General features: G+C 54.0%; 17 protein-coding genes and 1 pseudogene. 10 read left to right on the top strand and 8 right to left on the bottom strand.

The genetic code is table 11. The features are described from left to right. Positions 1-130 precede the first annotated feature (130 nt). The gene (locus ACOT1A_RS14205; RefSeq protein WP_023299579.1) at positions 131-757 is read left to right on the top strand and encodes a flavin reductase family protein; all 627 of its coding nucleotides are present in this window, start codon (positions 131-133) and stop codon (positions 755-757) included. Here the strand turns inward: ACOT1A_RS14205 and rna are convergent. Together rna and dcuC are read right to left on the bottom strand one after the other, a co-directional pair. Then, positions 751-1,559 (bottom strand): annotated as a pseudogene (gene rna, locus ACOT1A_RS14210) (ribonuclease I). The gene ACOT1A_RS14205 and the pseudogene rna overlap by 7 nt on opposite strands. 94 nt (positions 1,560-1,653) lie before the next feature. Beyond that, complete coding sequence (dcuC, locus tag ACOT1A_RS14215) at positions 1,654-3,021, bottom strand: anaerobic C4-dicarboxylate transporter DcuC (RefSeq protein WP_017382481.1); 1,368 nt, start codon at positions 3,019-3,021, stop codon at positions 1,654-1,656. A gap of 342 nt (positions 3,022-3,363) precedes the next feature. On the opposite strand from dcuC, the gene ACOT1A_RS14220 reads away from it, so the two are divergent. From ACOT1A_RS14220 to cspE, 7 genes are all read left to right on the top strand, one after another. After that, positions 3,364-3,765 carry a hypothetical protein gene (locus tag ACOT1A_RS14220; protein ID WP_023305682.1) on the top strand — a complete coding sequence of 134 codons (402 nt, stop codon included), beginning with the start codon at positions 3,364-3,366 and terminating at the stop codon, positions 3,763-3,765. 53 nt (positions 3,766-3,818) lie between these two features. Further along, positions 3,819-4,112 carry a copper-binding protein gene (locus tag ACOT1A_RS14225; RefSeq protein WP_023299583.1) on the top strand — a complete coding sequence of 98 codons (294 nt, stop codon included), beginning with the start codon at positions 3,819-3,821 and terminating at the stop codon, positions 4,110-4,112. Between the two features lie 11 nt (positions 4,113-4,123). Beyond that, complete coding sequence (locus ACOT1A_RS14230) at positions 4,124-5,380, top strand: TolC family protein (RefSeq protein ID WP_032624672.1); 1,257 nt, start codon at positions 4,124-4,126, stop codon at positions 5,378-5,380. Next, on the top strand, positions 5,377-6,576 hold the full coding sequence (locus tag ACOT1A_RS14235; protein WP_105322545.1) for an efflux RND transporter periplasmic adaptor subunit: 1,200 nt from the start codon (positions 5,377-5,379) through the stop codon (positions 6,574-6,576). The genes ACOT1A_RS14230 and ACOT1A_RS14235 overlap by 4 nt, the downstream gene beginning before the upstream one ends. Further along, positions 6,573-9,689, top strand: coding sequence for an efflux RND transporter permease subunit (locus ACOT1A_RS14240; protein WP_105322546.1), 3,117 nt, complete (start codon positions 6,573-6,575; stop codon positions 9,687-9,689). Before ACOT1A_RS14235 ends, ACOT1A_RS14240 begins: the two co-directional genes overlap by 4 nt. A gap of 161 nt (positions 9,690-9,850) precedes the next feature. Further along, complete coding sequence (gene pagP / locus ACOT1A_RS14245) at positions 9,851-10,426, top strand: lipid IV(A) palmitoyltransferase PagP (RefSeq protein WP_032621658.1); 576 nt, start codon at positions 9,851-9,853, stop codon at positions 10,424-10,426. 190 nt (positions 10,427-10,616) lie between these two features. Beyond that, complete coding sequence (gene cspE / locus ACOT1A_RS14250; RefSeq protein WP_002439184.1) at positions 10,617-10,826, top strand: transcription antiterminator/RNA stability regulator CspE; 210 nt, start codon at positions 10,617-10,619, stop codon at positions 10,824-10,826. Between the two features lie 219 nt (positions 10,827-11,045). On the opposite strand, the gene crcB is transcribed toward cspE, so the two are convergent. Then, positions 11,046-11,429: a fluoride efflux transporter CrcB gene (gene crcB / locus ACOT1A_RS14255; protein WP_017382474.1), complete on the bottom strand. Its 384-nt coding sequence runs from the start codon at positions 11,427-11,429 to the stop codon at positions 11,046-11,048. Between the two features lie 67 nt (positions 11,430-11,496). Between crcB and ACOT1A_RS14260 the strand changes: the two genes are divergently transcribed. Both ACOT1A_RS14260 and tatE read left to right on the top strand, forming a co-directional pair. Next, positions 11,497-12,285, top strand: coding sequence for a deaminated glutathione amidase (locus ACOT1A_RS14260; protein WP_022647423.1), 789 nt, complete (start codon positions 11,497-11,499; stop codon positions 12,283-12,285). A 128-nt stretch (positions 12,286-12,413) separates the two neighbouring features. Next, positions 12,414-12,617 carry a twin-arginine translocase subunit TatE gene (gene tatE / locus ACOT1A_RS14265; protein WP_022647424.1) on the top strand — a complete coding sequence of 68 codons (204 nt, stop codon included), beginning with the start codon at positions 12,414-12,416 and terminating at the stop codon, positions 12,615-12,617. Between the two features lie 80 nt (positions 12,618-12,697). Here the strand turns inward: tatE and lipA are convergent, their stop codons facing one another. The 5 genes from lipA to dacA all read right to left on the bottom strand — a co-directional run bounded on the left by lipA (position 12,698) and on the right by dacA (position 17,433). After that, entirely contained in the window at positions 12,698-13,663 is a 966-nt protein-coding gene (gene lipA / locus ACOT1A_RS14270; protein WP_006809637.1) for a lipoyl synthase, read from the bottom strand. Positions 13,664-13,869: 206 nt separating this feature from the next. Further along, positions 13,870-14,823, bottom strand: a complete 954-nt coding sequence (locus ACOT1A_RS14275) for a YbeF family transcriptional regulator (RefSeq protein ID WP_022647425.1) — start codon at positions 14,821-14,823, stop codon at positions 13,870-13,872. A gap of 291 nt (positions 14,824-15,114) precedes the next feature. Then, entirely contained in the window at positions 15,115-15,756 is a 642-nt protein-coding gene (lipB, locus tag ACOT1A_RS14280) for a lipoyl(octanoyl) transferase LipB (protein ID WP_023299587.1), read from the bottom strand. A 94-nt stretch (positions 15,757-15,850) separates the two neighbouring features. Further along, positions 15,851-16,114: a DUF493 family protein YbeD gene (gene ybeD / locus ACOT1A_RS14285; RefSeq protein ID WP_003858718.1), complete on the bottom strand. Its 264-nt coding sequence runs from the start codon at positions 16,112-16,114 to the stop codon at positions 15,851-15,853. Positions 16,115-16,221: 107 nt separating this feature from the next. After that, the gene (gene dacA / locus ACOT1A_RS14290; RefSeq protein ID WP_003858714.1) at positions 16,222-17,433 is read right to left on the bottom strand and encodes a D-alanyl-D-alanine carboxypeptidase DacA; all 1,212 of its coding nucleotides are present in this window, start codon (positions 17,431-17,433) and stop codon (positions 16,222-16,224) included. Between the last annotated feature and the right edge of the window lie 138 nt (positions 17,434-17,571).

Consider the following 17,571-nt stretch of genomic DNA (forward strand, 5'->3'; position numbering starts at 1 on the left):
ACATTCGTGCGCCATATGAATTTTTGGCAATAAACCCGGCATCCCGATTCACGCTGAACGGAAATTTCGTTACGCTGGTAAAACTTAAACCGGGCAATGCGCGTTGCAGCCCCAGCGTAGAGAGAGCGATATGTACTTTTACCAACCGTCTCAGGGGCACGGTCTGCCGCACGACCCGCTGAACGCCATTATCGGTCCACGTCCGATTGGCTGGATTTCATCCTGTGATAAGGCCGGTCAACTGAACCTTGCCCCGTACAGCTTCTTTAACTGCTTTAACTATCGCCCACCGATCATTGGTTTTTCCAGCAACGGCTGGAAGGATAGCGTGCGGAATATTACCGAAACGGAAGAGTTTGTCTGGAATCTCGCAACGCGCGATCTGGCTGAGGCGATGAATGAAACCTCCGCCACACTCCCTCATGGCGAGGATGAATTTACCTTTGCCGGCCTGACGCCCGTAGCCAGCCAGCTTGTGAGCTCGCCGCGCGTGGCGGAAAGCCCGGTGAATTTCGAGTGTCGATTGTCACAGTGCATTCAGTTGACCGGCGCGGATGGGACACCGATTGATACCTGGCTGGTGCTCGGCGAAGTGGTGGGCGTCCATATCGCTGAGAGTTTGCTGGAAGAGGGGATTTACCAGACCGCGAAAGCGCAGCCCATTCTGCGTGCGGGTGGACCGTCCGCCTACTACGGCATCAGCGACAGCCATCGCTTCGATCTGGTACGCCCGGATGCGCGCAGGAACAATCAGTAACCAGCTTTATCGATAACAAACTGTTTGCCGCAGTTGCCCGGATGCGGCTGTGGCGCAAAGGTGCTGGCTGAGAGCGAGTTGTTAATGGTGCTGGATTTTAGCGAGATCTGCATCTCGGTCAGATAAGCCGGATTGCCATGGCAGGTAAGCTTGAACGCTTTTACGTTCTGTTTCCCCCAGCTTTTGGCCACGGCTGCATCAAAATCGCTACGGCGGACGGTCTTGCCATAGTTTTCCGCCAGAAATTCCCCAACCGCACTATTTTTCACTTCCTGGTTCATGCGCACCATGGTGCCGAAGTAAGCGTCGGGATCAAAACCAAAGCAGACGCCGTGTTTCGCGTATTCATAACGTTCAAGGCAGGAGTTGCCGCCCGCGCCGGGCATCACGCTGTTCAGCTTCGCCGCGCCCGTTAGCGATAGCCCGGTCTCTGCGGCGTCACATTTGCGGCTGGCTTTTGCTTCCGGCAAATTCGGAACCGGACGAGTGGCACAGCCGAAGCGCATCCAGCGGCGTTCATCCACTCCGCGAGCGGCAATAGATTTCGGCAGCGCTGGCCATAGCCGTGGACGGTCAGAAAATCGGTTTTGTTGCTGCTCTCTTTTTGCAGGCGACACTCTTCCGGTTCGTCACGGTTACGTTCGACCATACTCTGGCAAAATCCCGTTTGCCAGGAAAGCGCCAGAACGTAGCGATCGAAATCGCCGTACTGGGTTGGCTTAAGCGGATCTGCCTGAATTGAGAAGACACAGAGTGCAAGCGCTACTGCGCCAGACGGGATAACGATATCCTTCCTGAACATTTGCTTTCCTGATTGGTTGGGCGCGATTAATTTCTGGAGGTTATTAAAGCACAAAAAGCGCCCGCAGGCGCTTTTTGGAAAGCAGGAATTTCGCTTAGGCAGCGCCGGGAACCAGCACTTCGGTGGCGATAATAACGATAATCAGGCCAACCAGCACCGGCACTGACGTGCGTTTTACCACTTCAAACGGAGAGATTTTTGCCATCCCCGCCACCGCAACCACCACGCCCGATACCGGAGAAATGGTACGACCCAGGTTGGAGGCCTGGAGCATCGGAATGGACAGGTAAGCCGGGTTGATGCCGGAGGAGTGTGCCAGCTTAGGGATCATCTCAACAAACGCATAGAACGGCGCGTTACCGGAGCCGGTAGTCATCGCCGCCAGCATGGTCAGTACCACCAGCACCAGCATCAGGATAATGCTGGCCGAGCCGAACGAGGTGGCGATAGAGATCAGGCTCTGGATAAAGCCGATTGTGCTCAGCCCCTGAGCAAACACCCCCGCGGCAACCAGCAGCATCACCACGCCCGCGAAGGCATCCGCCATACCGCGGAAGGCGACTTCAAGACCTGTGAACACCTTCTGGGTATTAAAGCCACGAACAAATTCCAGGATGGCCGCCAGCAGCATACAGATCACCAGGATAGTGATGATGTGCAGCTGAGGGCCCCATTTGCCGTCAAAAATAAGCACGCCAATAATCGGCGTGAAGGGCAGGATGGAATAAAACGCCGGGGCGGTAGTGGTGATTTCACTGACGTCCATCATCTCATGGCTGACGTTCTCTTTCTTATCGAGGTAGCGTTGCCAGAAGAAATGCGCCACGCCCATGCCGAGAATAGCGGTGATGGAGATTGGCAGTGTGGTTTTGAAGGCGAAGTCAATCAGCGACATTTCCGCGGCTTTCGCGGCCAGCACCACGTCACCGGAAGTAGGGGAGAGAATAATCGCCGCCGGAGAGGCGCAAATAGCCGCCGCTGCGCCACGGCTGATCCCGACGTTAACCATTACCGGGAATAACGTCGCCATTAACAGCACGCCAAGGCCCGTTGCTGAGGAAACGGCTAATGACATCAGACAGGCCAGGAAATAAGCCGCGACCATCAGCAGATAGGGGGAGTTAATATATTGCAGCGGTTTAGAAGCCAGCTTCACCACCATATCATTCGCGCCGATATGGGTCATATAGGCAGCAAATCCGCAGAGCATCATGATCATCATGCCCAGGTCGCCGCCGCGGCTCATCAGCAGAATTTTTATATATTCCACAATATCGGTAGCGGTATATCCGGTGCTGGCTTCGCTGGCGGGTAAAACCTGATGACCCATTAGCGCGCTAATGATCAGCAGCGTCAGGCCGCCGACAAATAGCACGCCAGTGGCTGAGTAACCTTTAATGATGTAGCGTGCTACACCGACAATGACCACGACTCCAATGAGGAGTTCGAGAAAAGTAAGCATGATTTCCCCTGTATCTTTGCTGCCCGAGAGACAAATAATCAATAAAAAAGAAGCCTGAAATGTGCCGAATAAATGGCCAGTCCTTGCTGATTAAAATCAAGAAAGAGACTACTAAAGGCAATGATGACGATATTTTTGCTAACCCTGCGTCATTTATATTAAGACGTTATTGACCTGATGAATAGATATTATATGTCATTAAATTGATGGTGAAGTGTTAAGGTTTTGAGTATTACTTGCCGACAATCGATTTAAAAACGTAAATCTCTTTAAAACTACTTCTCTTTCATTCTTTTGCCTGCTTATACTCGGTTCACTTTTACCCTATCCGACGATCTGAATATGCACGCCAGCTGGACGTATCGCCTGCGCTTTATCAAAAAACATCTGCTGATGTTTTTGCTGGCGTTTGGCTGGCTGTTAATCCAGAGTCAGGTGGCCGTCGCCTCCCATCAATGTTCAATGGATTTGCGCGGTGAGGTGGCAACCATCCAGCATATGGATATGATGGCGGAACCGGGGCCGCATTATGCTGCCGGTGCTTCACCGCTGTGTGAAAAACATTGTGTGCCGGATCAGGTACAAAAAGATCCTGCCCAGCCGCATCTGGTGGCGCTGCCTGCCGCCATGACCCTGACCTTAACGACGCCAGAGTGTTCATCTGCAAGCCATTCTGCGTGGTCTGTTACACCTCCTGCTGTGGGGCCGCCGGCAACGATCCGCTATTGCCGGTTTCGGGAGTAAAAACCTGTTAATTCGTTGATTTTATTTACTTAACGTTTAACAGGAGTTTTATCATGCGTACCCTATTCCTTTCCGCGCTGGTTGGCGCGTCCATCTCTTTCGCTTCTTATACCGTTCAGGCAAACCAGACCTGGCAGGGCCGCGGCGTGGTTCAGTCGATCTCTGACAATGCCGTCATGCTCCGTCACGAGGCCATACCGGAACTAAAATGGCCAGCGATGACCATGCCGTTTACTTTATCTGCCGGCGCCACGCTGAATGGCGCCAAACCGGGGGATGAGGTGACCTTCACGCTTGAGCGTGCGGGTGACGGTTTCCAGATTATCTCGCTGACGCCAGCGCGCTAAGCGAGGTCACCATGAAACAACACACACTGAGCCTGTGGCTCGGTGGGGTGTTGTTCGGCCTGTTAACCTCCGCCGCGCAGGCGGAGCCGTGGACGCTCGAACACACCCTGACCGAAGCCCAGCGCTACTCGGCAGAACTCTCCGCCAGCCGTAACGAAGCGCAGGCGCTGGATGCGATGGCGGATTCCGCCACGCAATTACCTGATCCAAAACTGAAATTCGGTATTGAAAACGTGCCGGTACAGGGCAGCAACGATCGGCGGCTTACGCGCGAAGGGATGACCATGCAGAAGGTTGGCATCATGCAAAGCTACGTCAGCTCAGAGAAGCGGGAACGTAAAGCACAGACTTTTCAGGCGCAGGCGCGAAGCGTGCTGGCAAAATCCGAGGCCGTACGTGCCGCGCTTCAGCGTGATACCGCCCAGGCCTGGCTGGATCTGGCGCTGGCACAGCAGGCGCTGAAAACGGCCAGAACGCTGGTCCGTGAAACGGAACGCCAGCGGGGCGTGCAGAAGGCGAGCGTCGGGGCGGGAGGCGCAACGCCGGACAGCGTACTGGCCCTGCAAATGATCCTCAGCGCCATGCGCGACAAAGAGACGCTGGCGCAGCGGGATGTGCAGCTGGCGCAAAGCCGTCTGCTGGAGCTAACAGGGCACGCTATTACGGCGGTTCGCGGTCCGCTGCCGCGCTATCAGCGCCTTCCTGCCGATGAAAAAACGTTGCAGGAGGGGATTGCCAGACACCCGGAAGTGGAGGCCGCGCGACGTGAAGCAGAGACCGCGAAAGCGCGTTCAGCGCAATCTGCCGTGGCAGCGCTACCCGATGTGGATGTGGAGGTCTATTACGCCCACCGCGCCGAAGGCTATGACGATATGGCTGGCGTGATGTTCAGCGTGGATCTGCCTTTGTTCCAGTCAAAACGTCAGGACAAGGATTACGCCGCCGATGTTTCCCGCTCAATGCAGGCGGTGGATCAACTGACGCTGCTCAAACGCGAACACATTGCCCAGGTGCAAACGCTGGTGGCGCAGTATCAGGCTGCGCAAACGGTGTGGCAGCGTCAGCGGGACGAGGTACTACCGTTGCAGCGACAACGGCTGGCGGTGCTGACGGCGCAATATCGTTCTGGACAGTCGGCGCTTCCGGCCCTGCTGGAGGCGCGTCGTGGCGTACTGGATACGGAACTGGCGGTGAACCAGGCGGAGCGCGAAATGGCGCGAACCTGGGCTGCCGTGAACTGGCTGATCCCGCAGGAGCTGGCGCAATGAAAAAAACAACGTTAATGGCGATTGCCATCGCGATAGCTGCCGTTGGCGGCTATTTTGTCGGACAGAAGCAGACGCATCAGCCGGATGCGGCTTCACAACCATCAGAACGCAAGGTGCTTTACTGGTACGACCCCATGGTGCCCGGTCAGCGCTTCGATAAGCCGGGTAAATCCCCTTTTATGGATATGGATCTGGTCCCACGCTACGCCGATGAAGCGCAGGCGGCGTCAGGCGTGGCCATCAGCACTCAACAGCAGCAAAACCTGGGGATGAAAACCGCCAACGTTGAGAGGCGCCAGCTGGTTTCGCCGTTCTCGGCCTTTGCCACGGTTGCAACGGATGAACGTAACGTCTCGGTGTTGTCAGCCCCGGCCAATGGCGTGGTGTCAAAATTGTTTGTTAATGCGCCGCAGCAGCAGGTAAAAGCCGGAGAGGCACTGGCGCAACTGTGGATCCCGCAGTGGACCGCCGCCCAGCAGGAGTATCTCGCGGTTCGTCAGCTTGGCGATGCCGCATTGACCCGCGCCGCTCGCGAGCGGCTGGCGTTGCAGTTTATGCCAGAAGAGGTCATTCGTTTGCTGGAGCGTAGCGGTAAGCCGCAGACCACGCTCATTCTGCGCACCGACCGGGCGGGCTATGTGGTGAAGCTGGACGTGCGGGAAGGGGCGCAAATCACCGCAACGGCGCCGCTGTTTGAGATCGCCAGCCTCGATCCGGTCTGGCTGGTGGTCGACTACCCGCAAACGCAGGCGCAGTCTCTGGCGGTGGGCAGCAAGGTGGTAGCAACCTCAGAAAGCTGGCCGGGGGAGCAGTTCCACGGCACGGTCAGCGAATTGCTGCCGCAGATGGAGGCGGCCACGCGAACCCTGAAAGCCCGTATCGTGCTGGAAAATTCCGCACATAAGCTGAAGCCGGGCATGTACCTCTCCGTCAGCCGTGCGGAAGAGCTGAAAGGCCCGCAGGTGCTGGCGGTGCCGGAAGAAGCGGTGATTAACAGCGGAGAGTCTGCGCGTCTGCTGCTGGCTACCGGGGACGGTTATTTCCAGCCTGTGACGGTGAAAACCGGCCTGACGGCGCAGGGCTGGACGGCGATCCTGTCCGGGGTCAAAGAGGGCGATAAGGTGGTGACGTCCGGGCAATTCCTGATTGATTCCGAAGCCAGCCTGCGTAGCGTGATGCCGGAGGTGACGCCATGATTGCCGCTGTGATTCGCGCCTCGTTGCGTAACCGCCTGCTGGTGATCCTGGCCGCGCTGATGATGGCCAGCTGGGGCTGGTGGGCGGTGCAGCGCGCGCCGCTGGACGCGTTGCCCGATCTGTCTGATGTGCAGGTCATTATCAAAGCGAGTTACCCCGGGAAAGGGCCGCAGGTGATTGAAGATCAGGTGACCTGGCCGCTGACAACCTCCATGTTGTCTGTGCCGGGTGCCAAAACCGTGCGCGGTTTTTCAATGTTTGGTGACGCTTATGTGTATGTGCTGTTTGAGGATGGCACCGATCTCTACTGGGCGCGATCCCGGGTGCTGGAATATTTAAGCCAGGTACAGGCGCAGTTTCCGCCGGGCGTGAAGGTGTCGCTGGGGCCGGATGCGACGGGCGTGGGCTGGATCTACGAATATGCGCTGATCGACCGTAGTGGAAAACACAGCCTGGCAGATCTGCGGGCCCTTCAGGACTGGACGCTTAAGTTCGAGCTTAAGACGGTACCGAATGTATCTGAAGTGGCAAGCATTGGCGGAATGGTGCGTCAGTATCAGATCGTGGCGGACCCGGCGAAAATGCGCGCGCTGAATATTACCCACAGCCAGCTATCCGGCGCGGTGCAGGCCGCCAATAAAGAGAGCGGCGGCGCCCTGCTGGAGATGGGCGAAGCGGAGTATATGGTGCGGACAACGGGCTATTTGCGCTCGCTGGAGGATTTTCGCAATGTGGTGATCGCCACCCGCGATGGCGTACCTGTCCTGCTGAAAGATGTCGCCACCATTGGCATTGGCCCGGAGATCCGCCGGGGCGTGGCGGAGCTTAACGGTGAAGGGGAGGTTGCTGGCGGCGTAATCGTGATGCGCTACGGGCAGAACGCGCTGGAAACCCTTCGCGCGGTAAAAGCGAAACTGAGCGAGCTGCAAAAAACGCTGCCGCAGGGCGTCGAGATTGTTCCGGTCTACGATCGCTCCACGCTGATTGAGGAGTCGGTCAAAACGCTGACGCACAAGCTGCTCGAAGAGTTTGCCGTGGTGGTACTGGTGTGCGCGCTGTTCCTGTTCCACCTGCGTTCCGCGCTGGTGGCGATGGTTTCTCTGCCGCTGGGGATCCTCGGGGCTTTTGTGGTGATGCACTATCAGGGCATTAACGCGAATATGATGTCGCTCGGCGGGATCGCCATTGCCATCGGAGCGATGGTGGATGCGGCAATTGTCATGATTGAAAATATGCACAAGGTGCTGGAGCAGTGGCGGCATGATAATCCGGGCAAAGAGCCTGCGTCGGGAGAGTACTGGCGTCTGGCGGAAAAGGCGGCGGTTGAAGTGGGACCGGCGCTGTTTTGCAGCCTGTTAATCATCACGCTGTCATTTATACCGGTATTTTCGCTGGAAGCGCAGGAGGGGCGAATGTTCTCGCCGCTGGCGTTCACCAAAACCTGGTCGATGGCCGTGGCCGCCGGGCTTGGGATAACCCTTGTACCGGTGCTAATGGGCTTCTTTATTCGCGGGAAAATCCCGGATGAGAAGGCAAACCCAATAAACCGCCTCCTGATCCGCCTGTATGAGCCGTTGCTTGATAAGGTACTGACCTTCCCGAAAACGACCCTGGCACTGGCATGTCTGCTGCTGATCGCCACGCTCTGGCCGCTGAGCCGCCTGGGCAGTGAGTTTATGCCGCCGCTGGATGAAGGGGATTTACTCTATATGCCCTCCACGCTGCCGGGGATCTCTGCTCGCGAGGCATCGCGGCTGCTTCAGCAGACGGACCGCTTGATCAAAAGCGTACCGGAGGTGGCGAGCGTGTTTGGCAAAGCTGGTCGGGCGGAGTCGGCAACCGATCCCGCGCCATTAACCATGCTGGAAACAACTATCCACTTTAAGCCCCGCGAGCAGTGGCGGCCTGGAATGACGCCGCAAAAGCTGGTGGAGGAGCTCGATAAAACCGTGTCGCTGCCGGGCATTGCCAATGTGTGGGCGCCCCCTGTCCGTAACCGTCTGGACATGCTGGCAACCGGGATCAAAAGCCCGGTCGGCATTAAGGTGAACGGCAATAATATTGCCGACATTGAGCGCGTGGCCCGGCAGATTGAGCTGGAGGTGAAGGACGTTCCTGGCGTCTCCTCGGCGCTGGCGGAGCGACTGGAAGGCGGGCGCTACGTGGATATTCGTATCGACCGGCAAAAAGCCGCGCGCTACGGCGTTTCCGTCGATGAACTGCAAAGCCTGGTCTCCACGCTGGTCGGGGGCGATAACATTGGTGAGGTGATCCAGGGACGCGAGCGGTACCCCATCAACCTGCGTTATCCCCGCGATTTGCGTGATAACGTCGACACGTTGCGGGTGTTGCCGGTAGTAACCGCCAGCGGTAGCCAGGTGGCGCTGGGGGAACTGGCCGATATCGTCGTGACGGAAGGCCCACCGATGCTAAAAAGTGAAAATGCGCGCCTTTCCAGCTGGATCTACGTGGACTTACGCGGGCGCGATCTGAAGTCCGCCGTAGATGAAATGCAAAAACGGGTGGAGGAGAAGGTGGTATTGCCGCAGGGCGTATCTCTCTCCTGGTCCGGGCAGTTTGAATATCTGGAACGGGCGACCGCGACGCTTAAAATAGTCTTACCTGTCACGCTGATGATTATATTCATCCTTTTATGGTTAACCTTCAGGCGGATATCAAATGTCCTGATAATAATGGGGACATTGCCTTTCGCGCTTATTGGTGGGGTGTGGTTATTATGGCTGCTTGAATATAATTTGTCTGTGGCGGGGGCCGTTGGCTTTATCGCCCTTTCCGGGGTGGCAGCAGAATTCGGCGTAATTATGGTTCTATATTTGAATCATGCGCTTGATAAATATCACAGGCTTGAGCCAGAAGGGGGAAATACGGTGCTATTGCGGGCGATCCACGAAGGTGCCGTGCTGCGCGTGCGTCCGAAGGTGATGACGGTCGCCACGATTATGGCGGGACTGCTGCCCATCATGTGGGGCAATGGGAGTGGCTCGGAGGTGATGCAACGTATTGCTGCACCGATGATTGGTGGCATGGTTACTGCACCGTTATTGTCGATGTTAGTTATTCCCGCACTCTACAAATTGTTACATCAACGTTAAAAATGTCAACTGCATGTGCTTATTCAGGCATGCAGTTTATGTATCGTCAGACTATTCCCAGGAGCGGGATGGTAATTAGGAATAACACCCATGCTGTTAAGCGTTCATTCAAGTATTCTGTGCTAAGGTCTGCACCGAATACTAAATATGGTAATGGCATTGTGATTGTACGAATTAAATTCCCCCTGATTTTATTGTTTATTATTGCGCAGTTATCATTTGCGTCTGCTGTTAATGCACAGAGCAATACAGCGGATAAAAGCTGGTTCACCACCTTCACGGATAACGTTGCGCAAACATGGAACGAACCTGAACATTACGATCTCTATATTCCGGCCATTACGTGGCATGCACGTTTTGCCTACGATAAAGAAAAAACAGACCGTTATAACGAGCGTCCGTGGGGGGCTGGTTTCGGTCAGTCTCGCTGGGATGAAAAAGGTAACTGGCATGGCCTGTACCTGATGGCGTTTAAGGACTCCTACAATAAATGGGAGCCTATTGGTGGCTACGGCTGGGAAAAAACCTGGCGTCCGTTATCAGACGACAACTTCCGTCTTGGGCTGGGCTATACGGCAGGGTTCACGGCGCGTGATAACTGGAAATACATTCCTGTTCCGGTACTGTTGCCGCTTGCCTCCATCGGCTATGGTCCTGCAACGTTTCAGATGACCTACATACCGGGTACGTATAACAACGGTAACGTTTACTTTGCCTGGATGCGGTTTCAGTTTTAACTGAATTTGTCTGGTAAATCGGCCAAAAAACGCACAGACATTGAAATGTAAAGGATAAAAATCGGACAGCGAAAATTAACGCGACTTTTGTCACTTTTTATCAAAGATCCGCTGGACAAAACGCCTCACAATTGTTGTACTGATACCCGACACAGCATTTGTGTCGTTTTTTAATGTAAAGGTAATTTTGATGTCTAAGATTAAAGGTAACGTTAAGTGGTTTAATGAGTCCAAAGGATTCGGTTTCATTACTCCTGAAGATGGCAGCAAAGACGTGTTCGTACACTTCTCTGCAATCCAGTCTAATGGTTTCAAAACTCTGGCTGAAGGTCAGCGCGTAGAGTTCGAAATCACTAACGGTGCCAAAGGCCCTTCTGCTGCTAACGTAATCGCTCTGTAATTCAGACGCGTCAGCAAGAATTTCAAAACCCGCTCAATGAGCGGGTTTTTTTCGTTATGAATCAACCAAAAAGATAGATCTTCAGAAAGCTGGCGACGATCGCGACGCTTAGCAATACCATACCCACGCCTGACAGATTCTCTCTCATGCTATCACCCTCGTTCAATATTGAGCCAAGAATGACAGAGAAAAATTAAGCCAACATTAAGGTTGTCGCGCTTAATGTCCGCTGGCGGAGGAAAATAACCAGAATGCGATCGCAGTCATCGCAAACGAGCCAAGCATGTTAACGGCAATGTTCGTCAGCGCCCAGCCCATCCGGCCTTCCTGAAACAGAAACACCACCTCCGCAGAGAAGGTAGAAAACGTCGTTAAACCGCCGCAGAAACCGGTCGTAATCAATACCTTCCACATAGGGTCGATGTTGGTCATGCGATTAAACCACGCCAGCCCCATCCCGATGATAAATGCCCCGATCAGGTTTGCCGCCAGTGTCCCCATCGGAATGGCCTGATGCAGCGGGTTAAACCGCATGCTTAAGAGCCAGCGCGCAACGCTACCCGTGCCCCCACCAATAAAAACGGCTATAAGTAGTTGTAACACTGTCAATACCTGCTATTTGCTGTGTAAGTGCGTCGAGTGTAACGCTGTTTTTAACCGGGAGACAATTATGTATGTTGCAGTAGGGCAGTTTGCGGTGACGCCGGACTGGAATGAAAACGCGGACAAGTGCATCTCCCTGATGAACCAGGCGAAGCAAAAAGGGGCGGCGCTGCTGGTGCTTCCTGAAGCGTTACTGGCGCGCGATGATGGCGATCCGGACCTGTCGGTAAAGTCTGCGCAAATGCTGGAAGGGGCGTTTCTGAAACGACTGCTGGCCGAAAGCGTCGGTAACGCGCTCACCACCATTTTGACTATCCATGTTCCCTCCACGCCGGGGCGGGCGGTGAACACGCTGGTGGCGATACGTGAAGGCGCTATTGTCGCAAGCTACGCCAAACTTCATCTGTATGATGCGTTCAGCGTCCAGGAGTCGCGACTGGTCGATCCGGGGAGTGTAATTCCGCCGCTGATTGAGGTGGAGGGTTTTAAGGTTGGCCTGATGACCTGCTACGATATCCGCTTTCCGGAGCTGGCGCTGAACCTGGCACTACAGGGGGCCGAGGTGCTGGTTCTGCCCGCCGCGTGGGTCAGAGGACCGCTTAAGGAGCATCACTGGGTAACGCTACTGGCCGCACGCGCGCTGGACACCACCTGCTATGTAGTGGCTGCGGGTGAATGTGGCAATAAAAATATTGGACAGAGCAGGGTTGTCGATCCGCTGGGAGTGACAGTAGCCGCGGCGGCGGAAGCGCCTGCTTTACTGCTGACGGAGATAACGTCAGCACGAATAACGCTTGCGCGTCAGCAATTACCTGTTCTGCGCAACCGCAGGTTTGCGCCACCGCAATTAATATGATGTTTTTTTCAACAATGCTTGATTCACCTTGTTACAGATTGCTATTGTGTGCGCGCGCCTGATGACCGTTAATACGTTCAGGTTTCTTTGGCGCTGAATGCAGCCTGTTTCATGTAAAGAAGGTATTTATGGGTGAGATTAGTATTACCAAACTGCTGGTGGTTGCCGCACTGGTCGTCCTGCTGTTCGGTACCAAGAAGTTACGCACGCTGGGTGGAGACCTGGGTGCTGCCATTAAAGGCTTTAAGAAAGCAATGAACGATGACGACGCGGCAGCGAAGAAAAGTGCCGAAGATGACATCGCAGCACAGAAGCTTTCACACAAAGAGTAATGGCAATGCTGCAAGGCTTGCATAAAAAAACCGGCTCACGAGGCCGGTTTTTTGTTTTACTGTAAATAAGTTTTACAGCTTTATTTCACTTCTTCGCCCTTCGCCTGCATATCGGCGTGATAAGAGGAGCGAACAAACGGACCGCACGCAGCGTGGGTAAAGCCCATCGCCATCGCTTCGGCTTTCATTTCATCGAACTCATCCGGACTCACGTAACGCTGTACAGGCAGGTGGTGACGGCTTGGCTGTAGGTACTGCCCCAGCGTCAGCATGGTGACGCCGTGGCGGCGCAGATCGCGCATCACTTCAATGATCTCAGCGTTGGTTTCACCCAGTCCCACCATCAGGCCAGACTTGGTAGGAATATGCGGATGGGCTTCTTTAAAGCGCTCCAGCAGCTTCAGCGACCAGTTGTAATCTGCACCTGGACGCACCTGACGGTAGATACGCGGTACGTTCTCCAGGTTGTGGTTGAACACGTCTGGTGGCGTCGCGGTCAGGATATCGAGCGCGCGGTCCATACGGCCACGGAAGTCCGGCACCAGCGTCTCAATCTTAATGTTCGGGCTTTTTTCGCGGATGGCGGTAATGCAGTCAGCGAAATGCTGAGCACCGCCATCGCGCAGATCGTCACGGTCAACGGAGGTGATAACAACATAACGCAGCGCCATATCGGCAATGGTCTGCGCCAGTTTTTGCGGTTCGTTAGCGTCAGGCGCAACAGGACGGCCATGGGCAACGTCACAGAACGGACAGCGGCGGGTGCAGATGGCACCCAGAATCATAAACGTCGCGGTACCGTGATTGAAACATTCAGCAAGGTTAGGGCAGGAGGCCTCTTCACAGACAGAGTGGAGGCCATTTTTGCGCATCGCCGCTTTGATCCCCTGAATACGCGAAGAGTCAGCCGGAAGTTTAATTTTCATCCATTCCGGTTTTCTTAACAGCGCCTCGCGCTCTGTAGCCACGTTTTTAACCGGGATAAGGGCCATTTTATCGGCATCGCGGTATTTAACACCGCGTTCCATCACAATGGGTTTACTCATAGCGTGCGTGTTCCAGTTGCGAATATCGAAGGAAAGCGTTTCAATTCAAGGGAATGTTGTAATTATCAACTATTTTTGAACGAACGACAGGCAGTATAACATTTAAAGGGGCGGTAAAGCAGCCTGCCAGGTCGCCAATTTGTAAAATAGTTGTTGTTTTGTGCCTTTTGCCCCGCATGCGGCAGGGCCTTACGCTGAAAGGCGGATCAAAAAGTCTGGCGGATCACATTGATGACGTTTTCCAGCACCGGATCGCGCAGGCTTAGCTTGTTGTAATGCAGTGAGATTTCAATAGATTCCGTCGTAAGTTGACTTAATGGAATGCTCTCCAGTGGCCAGCACTTTTGAAGCAAAGTGAAGAGACGCACAGGCATGATACAGAGCAAGTCGCTGCTGCCAATCAGGGCCGCGAGGGTAAACATATTGTAACTGCTAAAGCTGATCGGACGGTCCGGGAACAGTTCGTCAATACGTTGTCGCAGCGGATCCTGACCCTGTCCTTCGGACATAAATGTCGCATGTTCGTAATGGCGCAAATTTTCTGGCGTCAAAGGTGCGCTCAACGCAGGGTGAGCCTGACGACAAACGAGCGCCAGAGTGTCGGTATAAAGTACGTTATGCCCTAACGCTCTGGCCGTAAAGCTATTGCCGTCGATGATCAGGTCCGTCTGGAATTGCGCCAGCTGTGTTTCCGGATCGGTGACGGGCACGTTGCGGATAAGCAACTGTGGCGCATGCTGTTTCACCGCCTGATAGATGGCTGGCATGACCAGAACGCCCACTGAGGGAGAGGTGCCTATGGTGATAGTTCGTTGCTTATCGTAACTGCCGGTGAGATCCAGCGCGCCCAGTATTGATTCCAGACCCTGGCTGATGTACTCGTGCAGATGGGTGGCGTACGCGGTTGGGGTTACGCCCTGGCCTTTACGAATAAATAACGGATCGGGAAATATCGCGCGCAATTTTTGAATTGACTGGCTAATAGCAGAGGGCGTGAGATTAAGAATTTTCGCAGCATTAACGATACCTTTATGGACATATACCGCCTCAAAAATAGTCAATAAATTGAGATCAATATTACGTAAAGTCCGAAAAATTTGCGGCTTATCTTCGCCGCTGGTTTCATTCAGGCGTTTGGCTGGTAAATTAGTAGGCTCCACGCTCTTACTCCGTATCCATTCACAATATGAATGATAGTTGAATTTATTTATTATGCTTGCAGAGATTCGTAAAGTGTTTAGTAAGTTTCCATTATTTATCGAAAACAAGCAGTTGGGTGATTGTCACGCACGTTACACGAAACCCGGTGATGGTTCTATTAAGGTTCTAATTAATATGTGACGCTAATATATGGGCGACTCGAAAATATAGAATATGCGGTTTATTGTAAAGCGTAAATGCGGTAATTAAGCAGTGGCTGGTCAAATAATTGAGCCACTGCCCAAGGTAAGTTAAGCAGCAATATATTCGTAGGTGGGATTGTTAAGCAGTGCTAAAAAGTTCTTCAGAAGCACGGGCCGGATATTGTCAGGCGTGGCGGTATCGACCCACTGGCGCATTTGCGTCATTTCCATACCGGCATACCCACATGGGTTGATGCGCTGGAAGGGGGCCAAATCCATATTGATATTCAGCGCCAGCCCGTGGAACGAGCAGCCTTTGCGGATACGCAGCCCCAGCGAACAGATCTTCATCTCTCCCACATAAACGCCCGGGGCATCGGCTCGAGGGTGAGCGTCAATATCGTACTCAGCCAGCGTATTCACCACGGTTTGCTCCAGTAAGGTCACGAGCTCACGCACGCCCAGCTTTCTGCGTTTCAGGTTAAGCAGAACATACATCACCTGCTGGCCCGGGCCGTGGTAGGTCACCTGTCCACCGCGATCGCTCTGGATCACCGGGATATCGCCCGTCATCAATAAATGTTCGGCTTTTCCTGCCTGGCCTTGAGTGAACACCGGCAGGTGTTCAACCAGCCAGATTTCATCAGGCGTGGTGTCATCGCGCCTGTCGGTAAAGTCATGCATAGCCTGAGAGACAGGCTCGTAAGGCTGTAGCCCAAGATGGCGGACAAGAATTTTATCCTGGTACAAAAGGATGTCTCCGAAGACAAGGGAGAATAGGTAACGGGGAGTATATCACAGCGGGGAAGTGGGTTACCCGGCAAACCGGGTAACCGCAGAAGGACTACAGCACCATACGAACAATTTCAATATTGCCGAGCTCTTCGTACAGCGTCTCAACCTGCTCAATGTGTGTCGCAGTGATGGTGATTGAGACCGAGTGGTAGTTACCTTTGCTGCTCGGTTTGACTGATGGAGAGTAGTCGCCCGGCGCATGGCGCTGTACCACTTCAACCACCTGATCAACCAGCTCAGGTTTCGCCAGACCCATTACTTTGTAAGTAAAAGGGGTAGGGAATTCAAGCAGTTCGTTAAGTTTGGTTTTCATGTCAGCTCCGGCGTGTGTATAAAAAATAATAACTCCCGCCACGGGGCGGGAGTTTTACTGATACGTAGTATATGGGGATCAAAATCACACTTTCAAGTGTTCAATTTTTAACCAAACCAGTGATGGAACATCAGCTTAATGTAATCAATGATTTTGCCGAAGAAATTGCCTTCAGGAATTTCCTCCAGCACCACCAGCGGGCGCTGATCGATGGTTTTGCCATCCAGCTGGAAGTTGATGGTACCCACGACCTGATTCTTTTGCAGCGGGGCGTGCAGCTCGGTGGTATTCAGCACGTAGCTGGCTTTCAGATCTTTCATACGACCGCGTGGGATCGTCAGATAGAGATCTTTGTCCACACCCAGGGAAGCACGGTCGTTATCGCCAAACCAGACAGGTTCAGAGGCAAATTCTTTACCGGCTTTCAGCGGATTCACGGTTTCGAAGAAGCGGAAGCCCCAGGTCAGCAGTTTTTTACTTTCCGTTTCGCGTCCTTTAAACGTGCGGCCCCCCATCACGGCAGAGATCAGACGCATCTGGCCTTCAGTGGCAGAAGCCACCAGGTTATAGCCAGCTTTGTCGGTGTGACCAGTTTTGATGCCGTCGACGTTCAGGCTATTGTCCCACAGCAGGCCGTTACGGTTGGTCTGACGAATACCGTTGAAGGTGAACTCTTTCTCTTTGTAGATAGAGTACTCGTTTGGCACATCGCGGATCAGCGCCTGACCGATCAGCGCCATGTCACGCGCGGAGCTGTACTGACCTTCGGCGTCCAGGCCGTGAACGGTCTGGAAGTGGCTGTTTTTCAGGCCCAGCGCAGAGACGTAGCTGTTCATCAGGCCCACAAACGCGTCCTGGCTGCCCGCTGCAAAATCGGCCATTGCCACGCAGGCGTCGTTACCGGACTGCAAGTTGATGCCACGGATAAGTTGAGAGACCGGAACCTGCATGCCTGGCTTCAGGAACATCAGCGATGAACCTTTGAACACCGGGTTGCCGGTTGCCCACGCATCGTTACCGATAGTCACCAGATCGGTTTCTTTAAATTTACCCGCTTTCATGGCCTGGCCGATAACATAGCTGGTCATCATTTTGGTCAGGCTGGCCGGGTCGCGGCGGGCATCGGCGTTCTGTTCTGCCAGAACTTTGCCGGAGTTGTAATCAATCAGGATGTAGGATTCCGCGTCGATCTGCGGAACGCCAGGGATCATGGTCTTGATGTTCAGGTCATCCGCGTGAGCTGCGGAGAACGCAGCAGCGCAAAGGGCCGTGGTCAGCGCCATGCGCTGCACAAAACGAGCAGAAAAAGTGGTCTTCATGGTCAGAACTACGACATCCGTGATGGAATTAAAAAAAGTGCCTTACTATAGCAAATGCTATACGGGCAGGCATCCGACTTTCATCATGAGAGTGTTAACGTGGTTTACACAAACTGACATTTCGGATACCACCGATTA

The organism is Enterobacter cloacae complex sp. SYL003 (assembly GCF_049236925.1).
In the GTDB taxonomy this organism is placed as follows: Bacteria; Pseudomonadota; Gammaproteobacteria; order Enterobacterales; family Enterobacteriaceae; genus Enterobacter; species Enterobacter intestinihominis.